The sequence below is a fragment of the Streptomyces sp. NPDC048197 genome (assembly GCF_043202395.1).
In the GTDB taxonomy this organism is placed as follows: domain Bacteria; phylum Actinomycetota; class Actinomycetes; order Streptomycetales; family Streptomycetaceae; genus Streptomyces; species Streptomyces siderophoricus.
In genome coordinates, this window is sequence record NZ_JBIDAJ010000015.1 from 50,023 (window position 1) to 69,066 (window position 19,044).

Annotated in this window: 19 protein-coding genes; 5 read left to right on the forward strand and 14 right to left on the reverse strand. The window is 72.8% G+C overall.

The window, feature by feature from the left end:
- Positions 1-168: 168 nt before the first annotated feature.
- The 9 genes from aroC to ACGF4C_RS20700 all read right to left on the reverse strand — a co-directional run bounded on the left by aroC (position 169) and on the right by ACGF4C_RS20700 (position 10,675).
- Entirely contained in the window at positions 169-1,353 is a 1,185-nt protein-coding gene (gene aroC, locus ACGF4C_RS20660) for a chorismate synthase (RefSeq protein WP_393568097.1), read from the reverse strand.
- Complete coding sequence (locus ACGF4C_RS20665; RefSeq protein WP_393568099.1) at positions 1,350-2,540, reverse strand: 3-hydroxybenzoate 6-monooxygenase; 1,191 nt, start codon at positions 2,538-2,540, stop codon at positions 1,350-1,352. The genes aroC and ACGF4C_RS20665 overlap by 4 nt, the downstream gene beginning before the upstream one ends.
- Positions 2,541-2,594: 54 nt before the next feature.
- On the reverse strand, positions 2,595-4,760 hold the full coding sequence (tkt, locus tag ACGF4C_RS20670; protein ID WP_393568101.1) for a transketolase: 2,166 nt from the start codon (positions 4,758-4,760) through the stop codon (positions 2,595-2,597).
- Positions 4,760-5,485: an SDR family NAD(P)-dependent oxidoreductase gene (locus ACGF4C_RS20675; RefSeq protein ID WP_393568103.1), complete on the reverse strand. Its 726-nt coding sequence runs from the start codon at positions 5,483-5,485 to the stop codon at positions 4,760-4,762. Before ACGF4C_RS20675 ends, tkt begins: the two co-directional genes overlap by 1 nt.
- A 268-nt stretch (positions 5,486-5,753) precedes the next feature.
- Entirely contained in the window at positions 5,754-6,086 is a 333-nt protein-coding gene (locus tag ACGF4C_RS20680; RefSeq protein ID WP_393568104.1) for a hypothetical protein, read from the reverse strand.
- Positions 6,083-7,987, reverse strand: a complete 1,905-nt coding sequence (locus ACGF4C_RS20685; RefSeq protein ID WP_393568105.1) for an anthranilate synthase family protein — start codon at positions 7,985-7,987, stop codon at positions 6,083-6,085. Before ACGF4C_RS20685 ends, ACGF4C_RS20680 begins: the two co-directional genes overlap by 4 nt.
- Positions 7,984-8,628: an isochorismatase family protein gene (locus ACGF4C_RS20690; RefSeq protein ID WP_393568107.1), complete on the reverse strand. Its 645-nt coding sequence runs from the start codon at positions 8,626-8,628 to the stop codon at positions 7,984-7,986. The genes ACGF4C_RS20685 and ACGF4C_RS20690 overlap by 4 nt, the downstream gene beginning before the upstream one ends.
- A 29-nt stretch (positions 8,629-8,657) precedes the next feature.
- Positions 8,658-9,431, reverse strand: a complete 774-nt coding sequence (locus tag ACGF4C_RS20695; RefSeq protein WP_393568291.1) for a 2,3-dihydro-2,3-dihydroxybenzoate dehydrogenase — start codon at positions 9,429-9,431, stop codon at positions 8,658-8,660.
- A 74-nt stretch (positions 9,432-9,505) separates the two neighbouring features.
- Complete coding sequence (locus ACGF4C_RS20700) at positions 9,506-10,675, reverse strand: 3-deoxy-7-phosphoheptulonate synthase (protein WP_393568109.1); 1,170 nt, start codon at positions 10,673-10,675, stop codon at positions 9,506-9,508.
- Between the two features lie 278 nt (positions 10,676-10,953).
- Between ACGF4C_RS20700 and ACGF4C_RS20705 the strand changes: the two genes are divergently transcribed.
- The 3 genes from ACGF4C_RS20705 to ACGF4C_RS20715 all read left to right on the forward strand — a co-directional run bounded on the left by ACGF4C_RS20705 (position 10,954) and on the right by ACGF4C_RS20715 (position 14,098).
- On the forward strand, positions 10,954-11,976 hold the full coding sequence (locus ACGF4C_RS20705; protein ID WP_393568111.1) for a 3-oxoacyl-ACP synthase III family protein: 1,023 nt from the start codon (positions 10,954-10,956) through the stop codon (positions 11,974-11,976).
- A gap of 79 nt (positions 11,977-12,055) precedes the next feature.
- Entirely contained in the window at positions 12,056-12,841 is a 786-nt protein-coding gene (locus tag ACGF4C_RS20710; protein WP_393568113.1) for an arylamine N-acetyltransferase, read from the forward strand.
- A gap of 54 nt (positions 12,842-12,895) precedes the next feature.
- Positions 12,896-14,098 carry an MFS transporter gene (locus tag ACGF4C_RS20715; protein WP_393568115.1) on the forward strand — a complete coding sequence of 401 codons (1,203 nt, stop codon included), beginning with the start codon at positions 12,896-12,898 and terminating at the stop codon, positions 14,096-14,098.
- 68 nt (positions 14,099-14,166) lie between these two features.
- On the opposite strand, the gene ACGF4C_RS20720 is transcribed toward ACGF4C_RS20715, so the two are convergent.
- Genes ACGF4C_RS20720 through ACGF4C_RS20730 form a run of 3 tightly spaced genes read right to left on the reverse strand, consistent with a single transcriptional unit; the run spans position 14,167 to position 15,676 of the window.
- Positions 14,167-14,658 carry a hypothetical protein gene (locus ACGF4C_RS20720; protein ID WP_393568117.1) on the reverse strand — a complete coding sequence of 164 codons (492 nt, stop codon included), beginning with the start codon at positions 14,656-14,658 and terminating at the stop codon, positions 14,167-14,169.
- Positions 14,655-14,867: a DUF397 domain-containing protein gene (locus ACGF4C_RS20725; protein WP_393568118.1), complete on the reverse strand. Its 213-nt coding sequence runs from the start codon at positions 14,865-14,867 to the stop codon at positions 14,655-14,657. Before ACGF4C_RS20725 ends, ACGF4C_RS20720 begins: the two co-directional genes overlap by 4 nt.
- Positions 14,864-15,676, reverse strand: a complete 813-nt coding sequence (locus ACGF4C_RS20730) for a Scr1 family TA system antitoxin-like transcriptional regulator (RefSeq protein ID WP_393568119.1) — start codon at positions 15,674-15,676, stop codon at positions 14,864-14,866. The genes ACGF4C_RS20725 and ACGF4C_RS20730 overlap by 4 nt, the downstream gene beginning before the upstream one ends.
- Before the next feature lie 177 nt (positions 15,677-15,853).
- Between ACGF4C_RS20730 and ACGF4C_RS20735 the strand changes: the two genes are divergently transcribed.
- The gene (locus ACGF4C_RS20735) at positions 15,854-16,051 is read left to right on the forward strand and encodes a hypothetical protein (RefSeq protein WP_393568120.1); all 198 of its coding nucleotides are present in this window, start codon (positions 15,854-15,856) and stop codon (positions 16,049-16,051) included.
- A 295-nt stretch (positions 16,052-16,346) separates the two neighbouring features.
- A complete protein-coding gene (locus ACGF4C_RS20740) occupies positions 16,347-17,546 on the forward strand; it encodes a methyltransferase domain-containing protein (RefSeq protein WP_393568121.1) in 1,200 nt (399 codons plus the stop codon).
- A gap of 61 nt (positions 17,547-17,607) precedes the next feature.
- Here ACGF4C_RS20740 and ACGF4C_RS20745 read toward each other — a convergent pair whose 3' ends face one another.
- Positions 17,608-18,027 (reverse strand): MarR family winged helix-turn-helix transcriptional regulator, encoded by a 420-nt coding sequence (locus tag ACGF4C_RS20745; protein WP_393568123.1) that lies wholly within the window; start codon positions 18,025-18,027, stop codon positions 17,608-17,610.
- Between the two features lie 60 nt (positions 18,028-18,087).
- A complete protein-coding gene (locus ACGF4C_RS20750; RefSeq protein WP_393568124.1) occupies positions 18,088-18,969 on the reverse strand; it encodes an NmrA/HSCARG family protein in 882 nt (293 codons plus the stop codon).
- Between the last annotated feature and the right edge of the window lie 75 nt (positions 18,970-19,044).

Consider the following 19,044-nt stretch of genomic DNA (forward strand, 5'->3'; position numbering starts at 1 on the left):
GCTGGCCGACCTTACTCGGCGCCCAGGACGCCCCGGGGTGCTCACCGCCAGGTCCGGCCCGGGGTGTCACGAACGCCACACTGCGCACGCTCCCGGGCCGGCCCCGCAACCACCCCCGGGGAGCGGCCGCCGGTTGACACCGCTGCCCCGGCCACCTCGGCGGACGGGTCAGGTGATCGCCAGGGTGTCGAGGAAGCCCCGGACGTTGCGGCGGGTCTCGGTCACGCTGTCGCCCCCGAATTTCTCCACTATTGCGTCGGCGAGGACGAGCGCGACCATGGCCTCGGCCACGATCCCGGCGGCGGGCACCGCGCAGACGTCGGAGCGCTGGTGGTGCGCGGCGGCCGCCTCGCCGGTGCTGACGTCCACCGTCGCCAGCGCCCGCGGCACCGTCGCGATCGGCTTCATGGCCGCCCGGACGCGCAGCGGCTCGCCCGTCGACAGCCCGCCCTCGGTACCGCCGGAGCGGCCCGAGGCGCGGCGGATGCCCCGGCCGGTGCGCACGATCTCGTCATGCGCCTGCGAACCCGGCACCCGGGCCAGCGCGAAGCCGTCACCGACCTCCACCCCCTTGATCGCCTGGATGCCCATGAGCGCGGCGGCAAGCCGGGCGTCCAGACGACGGTCCCAGTGGACGTGCGAGCCCAGGCCGACCGGCACCCCGTACGCCAGCACCTCGACCACCCCGCCCAGGGTGTCGCCGTCCGTGTGGGCCCGGTCGATCTCCGCGACCATCGCCTTCGAGGCGTCCGCGTCCAGGCAGCGCACCGGGTCGGCGTCCAGCCGCTCGACGTCGGAGGGCTCGGGGTGGACCCCGTACGGCGCCTTGGCCGCCGCCAGCTCCACCACGTGCGAGACGATCTCGATGCCCGCGGTCTCCTTGAGGAAGGAGCGGGCCACCGCGCCCAGCGCCACCCGGGCCGCGGTCTCCCGGGCCGAGGCGCGCTCCAGGATGGGGCGGGCCTCGGCGAAACCGTACTTCTGCATTCCGGCGAGGTCGGCGTGACCGGGACGGGGGCGGGTCAGCGGCGCGTTACGGGCCAGTGACGCGAGCTGCGCCTCGTCCACCGGGTCGGCCGCCATCACCTGCTCCCACTTGGGCCACTCGGTGTTGCCGACCATGACCGCCACCGGTGAGCCCAGCGAGCGGCCGTGCCGTACCCCGCCCAGGAACGTGACCTCGTCCCGCTCGAAGGCCATCCGCGCGCCGCGTCCGTGGCCCAGCCGGCGGCGGGCCAGGGCGTTTGCCACCAGCTCCGTGGTGACCGGGACCCCGGCCGGCAGGCCCTCCAGCGTCGCCACCAGTGCGGGGCCGTGCGACTCCCCCGCCGTCAGCCAGCGCAACCTGCTCAACGGTCCGCTCCGGCGCCGAAGTCCCGTTCGCCGTGCAGCCATTGGACGGTGTCGTACAGGTCGTCCACGGTCATGGCGGCGAGCATCGCGTTGCGCTCGCGGGCCGCCCGGCCGGCCGGGTGGTAGAGCTGCCGGCCCATCTCCCGGGCCACCAGCTGGGTCCTCGCGGTGCGTTCGTGCCGGACCGCGTGGTACTTCTCCAGGCGCTGGACGACGTCGGCGGCCGGGCCGTCGAGGAGTTCGCCGAGGACCACGGCGTCCTCCAGGGCCTGGCAGGCGCCCTGGGCGGCGTACTGGAGCATCGGGTGCGCGGCGTCGCCGAGGAGGGCCACCCGGCCGTCGGTCCAGCGGTCGGCCGGGTCGCGGTCGCAGAGCACCCAGGACTTCCAGTTCTCGCCGAGCTCCAGCAGCCGGCGGGCGGTGCTGCCGAGGTCGGGGAATTCGGCGAGCACCCGGTCGCGCTCGGCGGGGAGGCCGGCCACCGCCTCGGTCGCGCCGTCGTCGCGGGTGGCGGCGAGGTTGAGGAACTCACCGCCGCCGACGGGGTAGTGGACGAAGTGCCACTTGGGTCCGGCCCACAGGGTGACGGTGTTCCAGCGCAGGTCCTCGGGGACCTTGGCCATGGGGATGACGGAGCGGTAGATGGTGTGGCCGGAGACCCGGGGTTCGCCGTCGCCGAGGAGCTGGCCGCGGACGGTGGAACGGATGCCGTCGGCGCCGATCAGGGCGTCCCCGGTGAGCCGTGCGCCGCCGGCGAGTACGGCGGTGACCGAGCCGGTGTCCTGGTCGTAGCGAACGACCGGGCTGTCGGTGCGCAGTTCGATGCCGTCGGTGGCCCGGCAGGCGGCCAGCAGCGGTTCGTACAGGCAGGTGCGGTGGACCACGGCGTAGGGGTTGCCGAAGCGGGTGCGGTAGGCGCCGGTGAGCGGCATCGACCGGACCTGGCGGCCGGTGGTGCCGTCCATGAAGCGCAACTCGTCGATGAAGACGGCCCGTTGGCGGACCGCGTCGCCGACGCCGAGCCGGTCCAGGGCGTGGAAGGCGTTGGGGCCGAGCTGGATGCCGGCGCCGAGTTCGGTGAAGGAGTCCCGGCGTTCCAGGACGGTCACCCGGTGTCCGTGCCGGGCGGTGGCCAGTGCCGCCGCGAGGCCGCCCACGCCGCCGCCGGCGATGAGTATCTTCGCCATGTCATGCCTTTCGTTGCGTAGTTGTGCGCGCGTTGCCCGCGCCCGCGGCGGTGGTCATACGGCGGGTGCGTGCGCGGCGTGCGCCGGGAAGCGGCGCACCCGGGCGAGCGAGGCGCGGGCGGCCGCGGCGACCCGGGTGGCGGTCAGCCCGTACTGCTCGTACAGCGCCTGGTAGGGAGCCGACGCACCGAACCGGTCCAGGCCCAGGGCGGATCCGGCGTCGCCGACCAGGGCGTGCCAGCCGAGGACCGAGCCGGCCTCGACGGAGATCCGGGCCGGGACGTCCGGCGGCAGCACCTGGTCGCGGTACTCCTGGCTCTGCGCGCGGAACCACTCCAGGCAGGGCAGCGAGACCACGCGGGCGGCGATTCCCTCGTCGTGCAGCAGCCGCCTGGCGTCGAGGGCGATGTGCACCTCGCTGCCGGTGCCGATGAGGACGACGTCCGGGGTGGTGGGGGCGCCGTCGGGGGTGTGGGCCTCGGCGAGGACGTAGCCGCCCCTGGCCGCGCCGTCGGCCGGGGCCAGGCCGGTGCCGGGTGAGCGGTCGAGGACGGGCAGGTTCTGCCGGGTGAGGCAGAGGCCGGCGGGCCGGTCGGTGTGCGTGAGGACGGTGCGCCAGGCGATAGCGGTCTCGTTGGCGTCGGCGGGGCGGACCACGTCGAGCCCGGGGATGCCGCGCAGCGACCACAGGTGTTCCACGGGCTGGTGGGTGGGGCCGTCCTCGCCGAGCCCGATGGAGTCGTGGGTCCAGACGTAGGTGACGGGCAGCCGCATCATGGCGGCGAGCCGGACGGCGGGGCGCATGTAGTCGGAGAACACCAGGAACGTGCCGCCGTAGGGGCGGGTGCCGCCGTGCAGGGCGATGCCGTTGAGGACCGCGCCCATGGCGTGCTCGCGGATGCCGAAGTGCAGGGTGCGGCCGTAGCGGTGGCCGGGGAAGGCGTCGGTGGCGAACTCCTGGGGCACGAAGGAGGGTTGGCCGGGCATGGTGGTGTTGTTGGACTCGGCGAGGTCGGCCGAGCCGCCCCACAGTTCCGGCAGGGTGTCGGCGAGCGCGGCGAGCACCGCGCCGGACGCCTTGCGGGTGGCCATCTCCTGGCCGGGGGCGAATTCCGGGAGCGCCGCCTGCCAGTCGTCGGGCAGGGTGCGGGCGGCGATCCGGTCGTGTGCGGCGGCCCGCCGGGGGAATGCGGACCGCCAGTCCTGGTGGCGCCGTGCCCACTGCGCGCGCAGGGCCCGGCCGCGGACGCCGGCCTGGCGGGTCCGTTCGAGCACCTCGGCGGGGACGTGGAAGGAGCGCGCGGGGTCGAGCCCCATGGCGGCCTTGGTGGCGGCCGCCTCGTCGGCGCCGAGCGCGGCGCCGTGGATCTTGCCGGTGTTCTGCTTGCCCGGTGACGGCCAGCCGATGAGGGTGCGCAGCGCGACGATCGAGGGGCGGCCGGTCTCCGCGCGGGCGGTGACGAGCGCCCGGTGGAGGGCGGGCACGTCCTCGTAGTAGCCGTCTCCGGTGGTCCAGTCGACGCGCTGGACGTGCCAGCCGTAGGCGGCGAACCGGGCGAGGACGTCCTCGGACTGGGCGATGCGGGTGTCGTCCTCGATGGAGATGCGGTTGTCGTCGTAGAGGACGACGAGGTTGCCGAGGCGCTGGTGGCCGGCGAGCGAGCCGGCCTCGTGGCTGAGGCCCTCGGCGAGGTCGCCGTCGGAGACGAACGCCCAGATGGTGTGGTCGAAGGGGCTGGTGCCCTCGGGTGCGTCGGGGTCGAACAGACCGCGTTCGCGCCGGGCGGCCATGGCCATGCCGACGGCGTTGCCCAGGCCCTGGCCGAGCGGGCCGGTGGTGGTCTCCACGCCCGGGGTGTGCCCGTACTCGGGGTGGGCGGGGGTGAGACTGCCGGCAGTGCGCAGGGACTTGAGGTCGTCCAGGGTGAGCCCGTAGCCGGAGAGGTAGAGCTGGATGTAGAGGGTGAGGCTGGCGTGGCCGCAGGAGAGGACGAAGCGGTCCCGGCCGGCCCACTGCGGATCGGCCGGGTCGTGCCGCAGCAGCCGCTGGAAGAGCAGGTGGGCGGCGGGGGCGAGGCTCATGGCGGTGCCGGGGTGGCCGTGGCCGGCGCGTTCGACGGCGTCGACGGCGAGCGCGCGGGCGGTGTCCACGGCGCGGCGGTCGAGGGCGGTCCACTCCAGGGGGGCCGTGGGGGCGGCCGGGGCGGGTGCGGTGGTCATCAGGCGGCTCGCTTCCGGTCGAGGACGAGGTCGTGGCCGACGACGTACGAGGACTCGTCCGAGCAGAGCCAGACCACGGAGTCGGCGATCTCGTCGGCGGTGGCGTGCCCGGGGCCGGCCGGGCCGGGCCCGGCGGCGGGGCCGTCGACCGGGCCGGGACTGATGGCGTTGATCCGGATGCCCGCGGAGAGGTACTCGCCGGCGGCCGCGCGGGTCAGGGTGGTCAGGGCGGCCTTGGAGGCGGCGTAGGCGCCCAGTCCGGGGCGGAGGCCGTTGCTGAGGAGGTTGCAGGCGGTGTTGACGATGACCCCGCCGTGGTGCTCCTTCATGTAGGCGATCTCGTGCTTCATGGACGTCCACACGCCGGTGAGGTTGTGGGCGAGCAGTTCGGTCCAGACGGTCTCGCAGGTCTCGGCGACCGGGCGGGCCGGGCCGGTGACGGTGACGTTGTTGAAGGCGATGTCGAGTCCGCCGCAGCGTTCCACCGCGACCGCGACCATCCGCTCGGCGGCCTCGGGTCCGCCGCGGGTCACATCGGCCACCACCCGCTCGGCGCGGCCGCCGGCCCGGCGGATGGTGGCGACCGTGGCGTCCAGGGGCCGGGCGTCCGGTCCGGCGACCACGACGGTCGCGCCCTGGCGGGCGAAGGCGAGCGCGCCGGCCCGGCCGATGGCGTCGTCGCCACCGGCGACGAGCGCGACCTTGCCGTCGAATCGTGCGGGCATTGTGCTTCTCCTGTTTCCGCTGGGCCGGCGGCAGCCGGCGGGATGCCGTGGCATGAACTCTGGTTGCCGGGCGCCATTTCGGACAACGGCGGCAACGGCACTCCGTCAAAAGCCCGGTACTCCGTCAGATGCCGCGGGTGGCCGGGCCGGAAAGGCCGCGGCGCGGAGCCCGGAAGGGTTTCTTCCGGCCCGGCGCCGCGGCGGTTTTCCGGGTTCGCTGATATTCCGTGGGTGGGGTGCGTTCCGTTTTCCGGCACGTCCCGGCCGGTCACCGTGCGAAGGCGAGTCCCAGCCCGGTCAGATCGGGGATGGTGTGCTCCCCCTCGGTGGCCGCCTCGACGTTCAAGCGGTGCACCACGGTGGGCGGATAGCCGATGAGGTCGGCTGCCCGGGTGGGCAGCGGCCGGCTGGCGGCGGCCTCCGATTCCCACAGGAAGACCGCGCCCCAGCCGCCGCCCCCGGCGTCCGAGATCCAGAATTTCATCCGGAGCCCGGGCCACCGGGAAAAGCGCTCGACCGCCTCGTCCCGCAGGAATTCCCTGAGCGTTTCCGTGGTCTGGTCGGATTCCGCGAGGTCCCACCAGGCGATGACCGCTTTCACCGGGCGACCGCCTCCGATTGCGCCAGGACTTCGGCGAGCAGTCCGCTGACGATACGGACGCCGTCCTCGGTCAGCACGGATTCGGAATGAAACTGCATCGACGCGAATCCGGGTCCGCGCAGTGCGTGCACCTCGCCGGTGCCCGGGTCCCGGCTGATCTCGATCACCCCGGCCGGGGTCTCCGCCTTGTCGCCGGTGCTGTGCGCGGCGAAGGTGTTGTAGAACCCGACCCGCACCCGCTCGCCGAAGAGGTCGACGGTCCGCTGGACGCCCTGGTTGGGGACCGCGCGGCGGACGAGGTCGAGGCCGAGGAGGGTGCTGAGCACCTGGTGGCTGAGGCAGACCGCGAGGAACGGCCGCCGCTCGTCGAGGAGTTGGCTGATTGCGGTCCGCAGATGGGCGATCTTGGGATGGCCGGTCTGCCGCGGATCGCCCGGGCCGGGCCCCATCACCACCAGGTCGTAGCCGTCGAAGGCATACGGCTCGTCGAAGCGGCGTACGGTGACGTCCAGGCCCATGGAGCGCAGCTGGTGGCCGATCATCGAGGTGAAGGTGTCCTCGGCGTCGACGACCAGCACCCGCCGGCCGGTGAGCCCGGCGACGGCGTGGCCGGTCCGGTCCTCCTCGGCGGCGAGCCAGAACCCGGCGATGGTGGCGTTGCGTTCGGCGAGCGCCGCCTGCACGGTGGCGTGGCCGCCGAAGCGGCCGCGCCCCGGTTCCGCCAGTGCGGACAGCAGCCCGGCGGCCTTGGCGCGGGTCTCGGCGACCTCGGAGCGCGGGTCGGAGTGGCGGACGAGGGTGGCGCCGACGCCGATCCGGACCCGGCCGCGCGGGTCGAGCTCCGCGGTCCGGATGAGGATCGCCGAGTCGAGCGTGCGGCCGCCCGCCGCGTCCCGTCCGATCAGGGCGGCGACGCCGCTGTAGTAGCCGCGGCCGGCCGGTTCGTAGCGGGCCACCACCCGGGCCGCGCTCTCCAGGGGGCTGCCGGTGACGGTGGGCGCGAACAACGTCTCGTGCAGGATCTCCCGCACGTCGCGGGTGGTGTGGCCCTCGATGAAGTATTCGGTGTGCGCGAGCCGGGCCATCTCCCGCAGGTACGGCCCGACGACCCGGCCGCCGGACTCGCAGATGCGGGCCATCATCTTCAGCTCTTCGTCGACGACCATGTAGAGCTCGTCGGCTTCCTTGCGGTCGGCGAGGAAGTCCATGACCTCGGGCAGGGTGGGACCGGCGGGCGGGTAGCGGTAGGTGCCGCTGATCGGGTTCATCACGGCCTCGCCGCCGTGCACGCTGATGTGCCGCTCCGGCGAGGCACCGACGAACGTCCGCCCGCCGGTGTGCACCAGGAACGTCCAGTACGCCCCGGCCTCGCGCTCCAGCAACCGCCGGAAGAAGGTCAGCGCGCTGTGCGGTCCGTAGTCGGTGATGTCGGTGACGAAGGAGCGTTTGATGACGAAGTTGGCGCCCTCGCCGGTGCCGATCTCCTCGGCGATGATCCGGCGCACGGTGGCCGCGTAGGCGTCGTCGTCGACGTCGAACGCCCCGTCGGACAGGGTGATCGGGACGTCGGGGATGCGGGCCAGGGCCTCGGCGACCGGCACCGTGTCCTGTTCCTCGACGGTGAGGGTGATCAGCGGTGCGCCGTCGTCGGGGGCGTCGAAGCCGCGCTCGGCGAGCTGGCGGTAGGGGATGAGGGCGAGCACCTCGTGCCGGGCGCCGGTGCCGTCCGCGCCGCCGTCGGCGGGCCCGTCCGGCAGCGGGATGGCGGCGAGGGTGTCCACGGTGGACGCGGTGCCGCGGATCACCTCCAGCAGGCCGCGGCCGGTCGCCTCGGGGCGGTGCAGCAGCGCGAACGCCGGTGGCGGCGAGGCCAGTACCCGTCCGAGCAGGTCGTCGGTCATCGGTGCCCCCCGTCGAGGTGGGTGAGGAGTTCCTTGGTGGTGGCGACCGCGGCGCAGCGCCGGGCGGCGTAGTCCAGGGCCATCCGGTGGTCGGCGGCCGAGAAGTCGGCGACCGCGTCCGCGGCGAGGAACGGCCGGATGTCGTGCGTGAACGCCTCGACGGCGCTCATCAGCACGCCGACGTGCGCGTACACCCCGCAGATCAGCAGCTGGTCACGGCCGGTCTCCCGGATGCGGGCGAGCAGGTCGGACTTGTGGAAGGCGCTGTAGCGCCATTTGGTGAACTCCCAGTCGCCGGGCCGGTGTTCGAGCGGGGCGACCACGGTGCGGTCCTCGGGCCCGGGGGTCATGCCCGGGCCCCAGAAGTCCTTGAGCAGGCCGCGCTGTTCCTCGGTCATCCCGCCGGGCTGAGCGGTGTAGGCGACCGGTATGCCCAGTTCGGCGGCGCGGTCGCGGAGCAGCGCGGCGTTGGTCACCAGGGCGTCGCGTACGGACGCGGGCAGCGGCCGCAGGAAGTAGCGCTGCATGTCGTGGACGAGCAGCACGGCCCGGTCCGGGTCGGCGGTCCAGTCGACGGTGTTGCCGGGCAGGTCGCCCGGGCCGGGCATCGGGTAGGGCTCGATCGGGGGGATCCCCGCCATGGTTCCTCCAGGGGCTCGTGGGCCCACGGTCAGACGCCGAGCGTGGCGCCGCCGTCGACCGTGAGGTCGTGCATGGTGATGTGGGCGGCCTGGTCGGAGAGCAGGAAGGCCACCGCGTCCGCCACGTCCTCGGGACGGGCGATCTTGCCCAGCGGGATGCCGACGCGGTAGGCGTCGGAACGGCCGTCGATGGTGCCGCGCGGGCCGGACTCGTCGTGCCACATGGAGCTGAGCATCGGCGTCTCGGTGGAGCCGGGGGCGACCAGGTTGCAGCGGATGCCCTCCTTGGCCACCTCCAGCCCCAGGCACTTGGTGAACATGGTCGCGGCGGCCTTGGAGGCGGCGTAGGCGGCCATCTCCACCCGTGCCGTGCCGGCCGCGTTGGACGCGACGGTGACCAGGGCGCCGCCGCTGCCGCGGCCGATCATGCGGTTGACCACGGCGCGGGAGACGAAGAAGACGCCGGTGGTGTTGACCGCGAAGGTGACCGCCCAGTCCTCGTCGGTGAGCGCGCGGGCCTCCGAGAGCCGCAGCACCCCGGCGGCGTTGACGAGGAAGTCCAGCGGGCCGAGGGTGCGTTCGACGCGGTCCACCACCGCCTCGACCTCGGCGCTGGAGGTGACGTCCGCGGGGAACGCCGCCGCCTCAAGGCCGTCGGCCCGGAGCTTGTCGACCACGTCGGCCAGCCGTTCGGCGTCGCGGTCGACGGCGGCCACCGCCGCGCCGCGCTCGCCGAGGGACCGTACGACCGCCGCGCCTATCCCGCCGGCCGCCCCCGTGACGAGGGCGACCTTGCCTTCCATACCTGACATATTCTCGCTACCTCCATTGCGTGCCGCGCCGCGAATTCGTGCTGCGGCGCGAATTCCGGGGCCGGTCAGCCACGCCAGGCGGCGGCCACCGCAACCGCCTGGGACGGATTGAGCCGGGGGTCGCACAGCGTCGTGTACTTCTCCCCTATTCCGGGGAAGCCGTCCGCGCCGACACCGCATTCGGTGACCTGGTCCGGGGTGGTTTCCAGATGCAGCCCGCCGTCCACTCCGCCCGCCTCGGAAACCGCGCTCTGGAATTCCGTCACCTCACGGATCACGGTTTCCACACAGCGGGTCTTCAGCCCGACCGGGCCGGTGACGGTGTTGCCGTGCATCGGGTCGGTCAGCCAGATCACCGGGTGGCCGGCCTCGCGCACCGCACGGACCAGCGCGGGCAGTTGGGCGCGTACCGCGTCGGCGCCCATCCGGGCGATCAGGGTGAGCCGGCCGGGCTCGCGGTGCGGGTCGAGGCGCCCGCACAGCCGGCGGATCACCTCCGGCGTCATGCTCGGGCCGACCTTGCAGGCCACCGGGTTGCCGACGGCGGCGAGCAGCGCGACATGGGCGCCGTCGACCTGGCGGGTGCGCTCGCCGATCCACGGCCAGTGCGTCGAGGTCAGCAGCAGCCCGCCGTCGTCCTGCGCGCGGACCATGGCCAGTTCGTAGTCGAGCAGCAGCGCCTCGTGGCTGGTCCACACCGGCGCCTCGGCGCCGCGCCGGCGGGCCGCGCCGGTCCAGCCGAGCTGCTCGGTGACCTGCCGGGCGGCGCTCAGCCCCAGGAGCATCCGGCCCGGGTCCGGGCGGCGCAGCTCCGGGTCGGGCTCCGGGCGGTTGACCATGTGCCCGCGGTAGACGGGGAGTTCGACGCCGCCGACGACCTCGGTGGGCCGGGAGCGGGGCTTGCCGTACTGCCCGGCGATCCGGCCGACCCGGATGACCGGCTTGTCGGTGTTGAGCTTCATGGTGCCCGCGAGCATGTCCAGCAGCGCGGTCTTGCGGGCGACGTCGCCGGGGGTGCTCTCGGCCGGGTCCTCGGCACAGTCGCCGGTCTGTATCACCTGGAGTTCACCGGCCGCGGCGCGGGCGAGCAGCCCGCGCAGTTCCCGCACGTCCGCGGCGCGCACCAGCGGTTCGGCCCGCGCCAGTTCCTCGCGTACGGCCTCCAGCGCTCCGGTGTCCGGCCAATCCGGCTGTTGTTCCGCCGGCAACGAATGCAGGCGTTCCAGACTACGCACTTCATTCCTCCCGATTAATCAGCGGCAGCAGCTAGCCACGCACCGGGAAGTCTGTGGCGCGTAATAGTCGAACACCAATACAGATTCCGCTACTCAGTCAAGTGGGTCCGGACGCACCACGCACGGGAACTGCCCGGACCTCCTTTCCGGCCCGGGTAATGACAAAGTACCGGCCAGTTGACAAAGTAATCCGAAGCAAATTGACGCTCATTTGGCCGTCTCGCCATCGTGGACCGGGAAATCACCGCACGTTCTTCTCACCCGACGAAGGATGCGAGATGACATTGGCAACGACAGCGCACGGCCGCCCGCCCGGCGGGCAGTCGCCGGTCGGCGTGCTGGGCACCGGCTCGTATCTCCCGGGCCATGTGGTCGGCAACGACGAGGCCGGCGAGCCCGCAGGGGTGGACGACGCCTGGATCGTGCGCAAGACCGGTATCCGGGCCCGGCGTTGGGCCAAGCCGGACGAGGCGACCAGCGATCTGGCCGCCGCGGCCGGCCGGGCCGCGCTCCGGAGCGCCGGTATCAGCGCCCGCGATCTGTCGCTGGTCGTCGTGGCGACCTCCACCCCCGACACCCCCCAGCCGCCGACCGCCGCCGTCGTCGCCGATCTGATCGGGGCGACCCCGGCCACCGCCGCCTTCGACCTCAACGCCGTGTGCAGCGGTTTCGTCTTCGCACTGTCCGTGGTGCAGCGCACCCTGCTGGCGTCCGGCGGCCATGCGCTGGTGATCGGCGCGGACGTCTACTCGCGGATCCTGGACCGCACCGACCGCCGGACGACGGTGCTGTTCGGTGACGGCGCGGGCGCCGTGGTGCTGGGACCCACCGACGCCGGCCGCGGCGTGCTGGCCACCCACCTCGCCACCTTCCCCGCCTACCGGGACCTGATCGAGGTGGCCGCGGGCGGCAGCCGCCGCCCGGCCTCGGAGGAGACCCTCGCCGAGGGCGCCCACTACTTCCGGATGAACGGGCGTGCGGTGCGCGAGTTCGTCGCCGAGCACGTCCCGCCGGCCGTGCACGAGATGCTGCGCCGGGCCGGCGTCCGTCCCGACGAGATCGACCACCTCGTGCCCCACCAGGCCAACGCGATCATGCTCGACGAGCTCGCGGACGCCCTCGGGCTGCCCAACGCCCGCCTGCACACGACCGTCGCCGACTACGGCAACACCGGCGCCGCCTCCGTCCCCGTCACCCTCGACGCCGCCGTCGCCTCCGGCGCGGTGCGGCCCGGCGACCTGGCGCTGCTGGCCGGCTTCGGCGGCGGCATGGCGGCGGGGCTGGCCCTGGTCCGCTGCTGACGACGCCCGACCCGGCCGGTCGTCGAGGACCGCCGGACCGCCCCCACCGAACCCCCTTGCTGATCTTGAGGAGCCCGTCATGCTGACCACCGAGGCGGTCGACGCCTACCTGCACCGCATGGGCACCAAGCGGCCCGAGAAGCCCACCACCACCGCCCTGCGCGAGCTGCACGAGCGCCACGTCCTCTCGATCCCCTTCGAGAACATCGACTTCAACCTCCGGCTGCCCATCAACATGGGCGCGGACGCCATACCCAAGATCACCGAACAGCGGCGCGGCGGCGGCTGCTACGAGCTCAACGGCGCGTTCTCCGAGGTCCTGCGCGCCCTCGGCTACGACGTCACCGTCATGGCCGGCCGCGTCCTGGAGGACGGCGAACTCGGCCCGCTCATGGGCCACTTGATCCTCAAGGTGATCGCCGAGGACTCCCCCGAGCCCTGGCTGGTCGACGTCGGCTACGGCCGCGGCTTCCGCCACCCGCTCCGCCTCGACTCCCGTGCGCCGCAGGAGGACCCGCAGGGCACCTTCGAGCTCCGCGAGGCCCCGAACGGCGATCTCGACGTCTACCGCAACGGCTCCCACCAGTACCGGTTCGAGCCCCGCCCGCGCACGGTGGACGACTTCCGGCCCACCCTGTGGTGGTTCCGCAGCGCCGACGACTCCCCGTTCCTCACCCAGCTGTTCTGCACCCGCCCGACGGTCCAGGGCCGGGTCACCCTCAGCGGCCGCAAGCTCGTCCAGGTCGTCGACGGCACCCGTACCAAGGAGGAACTCCCCGACGACGAGGCGGTGTTCGCGGCCTACCGCACCCACTTCGGCTTCGACCTCGACGCCCTCCCCACCCCGCCGCCCCCCGCCGGCTGACCGCTCCCCACTCACTCTCCTTCCTCCCGGGCCCCGCCCAGAGAGAGATCCCCGATGTTCCTGAAGTTCTTCGCCCTCACCATGTCGCTCTTCGTCATCGGCACCGGCGAGCTGCTGCCCGGCGGGGTGATCGAAGACCTCTCCGCCGGGCTGGGCGTGTCCATCCCGACCGCGGGTCTGGTCATCACGGCCTATGCCGCGACGGTTGTCTTCGGTGGCCCCCTGGTCACCGGCCTGACCACCCGGATGTCCCGCCGCAGCCTGCTGCTCGCCCTGATGGTCACCGCCACGGTCGGCAACGCGATCGCGGCGTTCGCGCCGAACTACGCCGTGCTGGTGGCCGGCCGGATCGTCGCGGCCCTCTCGCACGGCACGTTCGCGGCGGCCAGCTTCGTCGTCGCGGCCAGCCTGGTGCCGCCGGAGAAGGCCGGTTCGGCCGTCTCCAAGGTGCTGCTGGGCTTCAACCTGGCCTCGGTCCTCGGCGTCCCGCTGGGCACCCTGATCGGCCAGCAGTTCGGCTGGCAGGCCCCGTTCCGCACGACCGCCGTCCTCTCCCTGATCTGCGTCGTCCTGCTCGCCGTCCTCATCCCCGGCGGCACGGAGGGCACCCCCACCTCCGTCCGCGACGAACTGCGCGTCTTCACCAAAAAAGAAATCCGCATCGGCATCCTGACCACCGCGCTGGCCACCGGCGGCTTCTTCACGGTGGTGACGTACATGGTCCCGCTGGCCACCCAGGTCGGCGACTTCCCCGAGGCCTCCGTCCCCGTCATGCTGGTCGTCTACGGCATCGGCTCGATCCTCGGCAACTGGATCGGCGGCCGGCTGGCCGACCGGGCGCTGCTGCCGACGCTCGCCGGCACCCTGGCCGCGCTCACCGCGACCAGCGCCCTCTTCTGGCTGGCCGCCCCGGTGACGGCCCTGGCCTGGGCCTTCTTCTTCCTCTTCGCCGTCGCGACGTTCGCGATCCTCCCCGCCCTCCAGGGCCGCGTCCTCAGCGCCGCCGCCGAGGCGCCCACACTGGCGGTCACGGTGAACGTCTCCGCCCTCCAGGTCGGCGCCACGCTGGGCTCCTGGTACGGCGGCCGGGTCATCGACACCTTCGACGTCCGCGCGGTCACCCTCGCCTGCGCCTTCCTGGTCCTCCTGGCCACGGTCCTGGGCACCCGCAGCTGGCTCAAGTCCCGCACGCCGAACGCGGTGGCGGCCCCGGCCGCCACCGCTCCGAACGAGCCGGTGGAGGCGGGCACGGCGTAACGCGCCGCCCCTCGCACGGCACAGGCCCCGCGGACAACGGTCCGCGGGGCCTGTTGCCTCTCCTCCTGCTAGGCGCGTTCCGCCCCTTCCGGCCAGACGACGTCCACGGGCAGCCCGAGCGCCCGCGCCTGTTCCACGGCGTGCGCGGTACCGCCCCGCTTGCCGTCGGGAGACGTACCGTCCCACACCGCCACCAGCCGCTCGGCCCGCTTGAACAGTTCCGCATTGGCCGCCTCGTACGCCTGCTCGTCGGCCACGTCGTACGGCATGGCCACCACTTCGGCGGCCGCCACCAGCCGATCGAACACGACCGCGTGGTCGCCCGTGACGTGCACCACCCGATAGTCCCGGGCCGGCACGACGACCACCAGCCGCCCCCCGGCCTCGACAACCGCCTCGGCGAACAACGTGTCGGCCCCCCGAGCAAGGCAGGAGACACCGACGAGCTCACCCTCGTGCCCATGCCCATGCCCACGCAGCAGGTTCCGGACGGCCTCCCGCACCAGCGGCACAGTGCCCTCGCTGAGGTTCATGTGCCCGGTGACCGCGAGGGTGGTCATCCGCTGAACTCCCGGTCCCGCACGGCCGAGACGAACGCGACCCAGGCGGCCGGGGCAAACGTCAGGGACGGGCCGTCCGGGGCCTTGCTGTCTCGCACCGGCACCTCACCATGGGCACGGGCGTGGTCCGGCGACCACTCCAGGCAATTGCCGCCGTCTGAGGTGCTGTAGCTGGACTTGACCCATCGGTGGCGCCCGGGCACGGTCACGATGCCTCCATTAGCTCGCGAATCAGGTCGGCGGATGCGTCGCGCGAGAGCGCCGACGCCCTGACCACATCGTAGGACCGCGTCAAGTGCCTTACTGTGGCGGGCTCTTCGATGATGGATCCGAACCGCACGCCTTCCGTGTAGAGGACAGTTCCTCCGTCAGGCATCGTCAGTATCGACAGCGAGCCGTCCAACAGCTCCGGCGCGTTCGCGCTGAACGGAAGGACCTGCAGAACCGTGGTGGGCTGACTGCCGTACCACAGCAGAGCCGCGAGCTGGTCTCGCATGACCTTTCGTCCGCCGACGTTGCGTCGGAGCACCGACTCGCAGACGACGACGGAGAGATCCGGTGGAGTACTGCCGCGCAGGATGTCCTGTCGCGCAAGCCGGGAACCCACCTTGTGCACCAACTCCCGCTCGGTGGCACGCGGGTCACCGGTACTGAATACCGCCCGTGCATAGGCGCCCGTCTGAAGCAGGCCGGGAACCAGCGTCGCGGACCACTCCGAGATGGCTCTGGCCCGCGGCTCCAGCATCATCCGCCGCCGCGAGTGCACGGGATACGACCCCGCGGCGATCTGCTCGTAGAGCCGCTTGAACAGGCCGTCCGTCGAGAAGACCTGGTCCAGTAGCGGTGGCAGGTCCGGCGGGATCGGTCCCTCGCAGATCTCCACCCGGCTGATCGTGGACTTGGACACCCGCACCATGCGGGCCAACTGCGTCTGATTCAGCCGCCGTTCCGGGAACAGCTCCCGGGCGCTACGACACTCCTCCGCGAATCGCTGCCGCGGGTCCGGTTCTTCATCCATGGCTGCCGCTCCTGACCAGCCCCCTGGTCGTAACCGAATCGCCAGCCTCTGCACAGGTCACTAACGCGTACATACCCCTCCCTGACCAACACCCAGGTTGGGCGCTGAAGTGGCTTCCACGGTACCGACATTCACACCATCCTGGTGACCGAACGGCAACACAGAGTGAGGAACTGGATGGTGGAGCACACCCACGTCGGGCCCATGGCCCTGACCGGCCCGGAGCTGGAACCCGTACCCGTCTCGGCCTGCGACGTCTGCCAGAAGCTGGCAGAGGAACGGGAGGCAGCCCGTACGCAAGGCCGCCGCCTGGCCGTCCGCAGCTGCAACGCGGTGATCGCGGGGCACCCGCACGGAAGGGCGAGCGGGACGTGACCGCGACGGAGAACGGGCCGGCCGGCTGTGCCACCTGCGGCGAGCTGCTCCGCGCGGCCGCAGCCGCGGAAAGGGCGGGCGACTTCTCCAAGGCCGTGGACTGCCGCGTACTGCTCCGGCGTCATCAGCCTCACCACAACCGACCCGACAACGACCGCAGGAGGGGCACCATGACAGAGACGACCACCCACCACAGGGGCGACAAACTGCCCGGAGAGCCCTACCCCGGGCCGCACCAGCCCCCTACCCCCGACGGCGGCCCCGGCGTTCCCAACCCGCCGAAGGCAGGCGAGCGTTGAGCACCGAGCGACCCGAAGAGCGTCCCGGCCACGCCGCGCTGGGCAGCGCCCTGATGGCGGCCGGCGCGCTGACCTCGGACTGGGCGCCCGCGTTCGCCGCCGTGCCCCGTTCCGCCTTCCTGCCGGACCTGATCTGGCCGTTCGATATGACGGCCGGGCGGAGTGTGGCCGTTTGCAGGAGGGACGACCCCGCTGCGTGGCGGGGGTACGCGGACGATGCCGACGTGCCCGTCGTGACGCAGTGGGACGACGGCACGCACTCGGGCACCGAGCCCGGCGCCGTGCCCACGAGTTCCGCCTCCATGCCCTCCGTGGTCTTCCGGATGCTCGGTGAACTGGACCTCCGGCCCGGGCACAAGGTGCTGGAGATCGGTACCGCCACGGGCTGGAACGCGGCGCTCATGGCGCACCGGGCGGGTCCGGGGAACGTCACCACGGTGGAGGTGGACGGGGCCGTGGCCGCCGCGGCCCGTAGCGCGGCGGAGCGGTACGGGGCCGGGGTGCGCGTGGTGCACGGAGACGGCGGCCTCGGCCATCCGGACGACGCGCCGTACGACCGGGTCATCGCGACCTGCGGGGTGCGGTCCGTGCCGTATGCGTGGGTGGCGCAGACCCGGCCCGGCGGAGTGGTCGTCGTGCCGTGGGGGACGCACTTCGGGAACGGGGATGCCGTGGTCCGGCTGGTCGTGGCGGCCGACGGGAAGAGCGCGGCGGGGCGGTTCGCCGGGCCGGTGGAGTTCATGAAGCTGCGGGCGCAGCGGGCGCCGGCCGTGGTGCACTCCGCGTATGTGACGGGGAGTGTGGCCGACGGGGACGAATCCGCCACGAAGCTGACGGAAGGGGAAGTCCTCGGCGGGCAGTTCGGGCCGCAGCGGTTCGTGCTGGGGCTGCGGGTGCCGGACTGCTGCCACGTCGTCGCCGAGAAGCGTGACGGGGGCCGGCCGGTGTGGTTCTACGGGCTGGGCGGCGACCGTTCGTGGGCCTGTGTGTGGTTCCGGGACGGGGCGGCGGGCCGGGTCTGGCAGTCGGGGCCGCGGCGGCTGTGGGACGAGGTGGCGGCGGCCCATCGGTGGTGGGTCGGGCGAGGGAGGCCGGACCACACCCGGTTCGGGCTGACCGTGGACGCGGACGGGCAGCGGGTGTGGCTGGACGACGATCGTGCGGAGGCCGGGCCGGAGGGGTCGTGGGCGGTGTGAGCCCGTGGCGGGCGGGGGCGGAGGGCAGACCGGCACTTTCCCGCCGCCTCCGGCGTCGTGGTCAACGGCCGCCGCTCGTCGGTCCTTCGAGGTTGTGGCACATGCGTTCCAGGACGCGGACGGCCGTGTGGTACTCGTCCAACCGGATGCCGGTCATGGACAGTTCGCGGAAGGCGTCGACGCGCACCGACACCTCGGTCAGGCGCCGGCGGCCGTCGGGGGTCAGGGTGAGCCGGCCCGGTGCGGGGCGGGCCGCCCAGCCGTCGGCGAGGACGGTGTCGATGGCCTCGGTCAGCGTGGCGGGGTCGGCGTTGGCGGCGAGGACCGACCGGACTTCGGTGTCGTGGGCGTCGGGGGTGTCCTGGATGACGTTGAGGACCTGCCAGGCGATCCGGGTGAGGCCGAACTCCGCCAGCATGTCGTTCATGGAGCGGGTGAGGGCCTTGTCGGTGCGGTTGAGCCAGTAACCGATCGGCTTCATGGGCGCGTCGTTCCTTCGGTGGGCCACATGTGGGGCGGGGTGGGGTGGGGTGAGGGGGTGTCAGCGGTGCGCAGGCGCGGTGGACAGCAGCGCGGGCCAGTCCTGGGCAGTGGCCCAGTCGGTGAAGCTGTGCCAGCCGACTTCGGGGTAGTCGCGGCGCAGTCCGGCGACATCGACGTCGAGGCCCACGGTGGTGAAGTACTCGAACATGGCCGCCAGGTCCGTCGATCGGGCCCGGACGTAGGCCAGGGGTACCTCCTGGTGGGCGACCGGGCGCCCCATGGCGGCCGCGAGGATCTCCGCCATCCGGCCGGGTGTGCAGGCGTCGGAGGCGATGTCGATGCGGTGGCCGGCGAACTCGGCACGGCGCTGGAGGGTCAGCGCGGCGAACGCGCCGATGTCCGCGGCCGGAATGAGCGTGAGCGGCCGGTCGGCAGGCATCGGCCAGCCGAAGGTGCCTTGGCGCAGTCCGTCGAGGGTCCAGCCGCCGGCGTAGTTGTCCATGAACGCGGCCGGGGCGATCACCGTCCAGGGCACTCCGGCGGCACGCAGGTTCTGCTCGATCGCGTGCTTGCTCTCATAGTGCGGAATGCCGGTGCCCCGGTCGGCGTGGGCGGCGGAGGTGAACACGACGTGACCGAGACGGGCCTCGGTCGCGGTGTCGACGAGGGCCTTGCCGTGCCGTACTTCGGTGGCGGTGTCGGTGCCGAACGGGGTGGTGACCGCGAAGAGGGAGTCCGCTCCGGTGCAGGCGGCCCGGAGCGAGTGGCGGTCGTCGAAGTCGGCGTGGCGTACGTCGGCGCCGAGGTCGCGCAGGGCGTCGGCGGCGGGTGAGTCGGGACGGCGGGTGAGCGCGCGCACCCGGTGGCCGGCTGCCAGGAGGGCGCGGGCGGTGGCTCCACCCTGGGCTCCGGTGGCTCCGGTGACGGCGACGGTCAGCATGGAATCTCCAAGAGGTAGTATCGCTGCGTGACGCATTAACTGCGTCACGCAGAAGACTACGGGAGATTGCTGCGC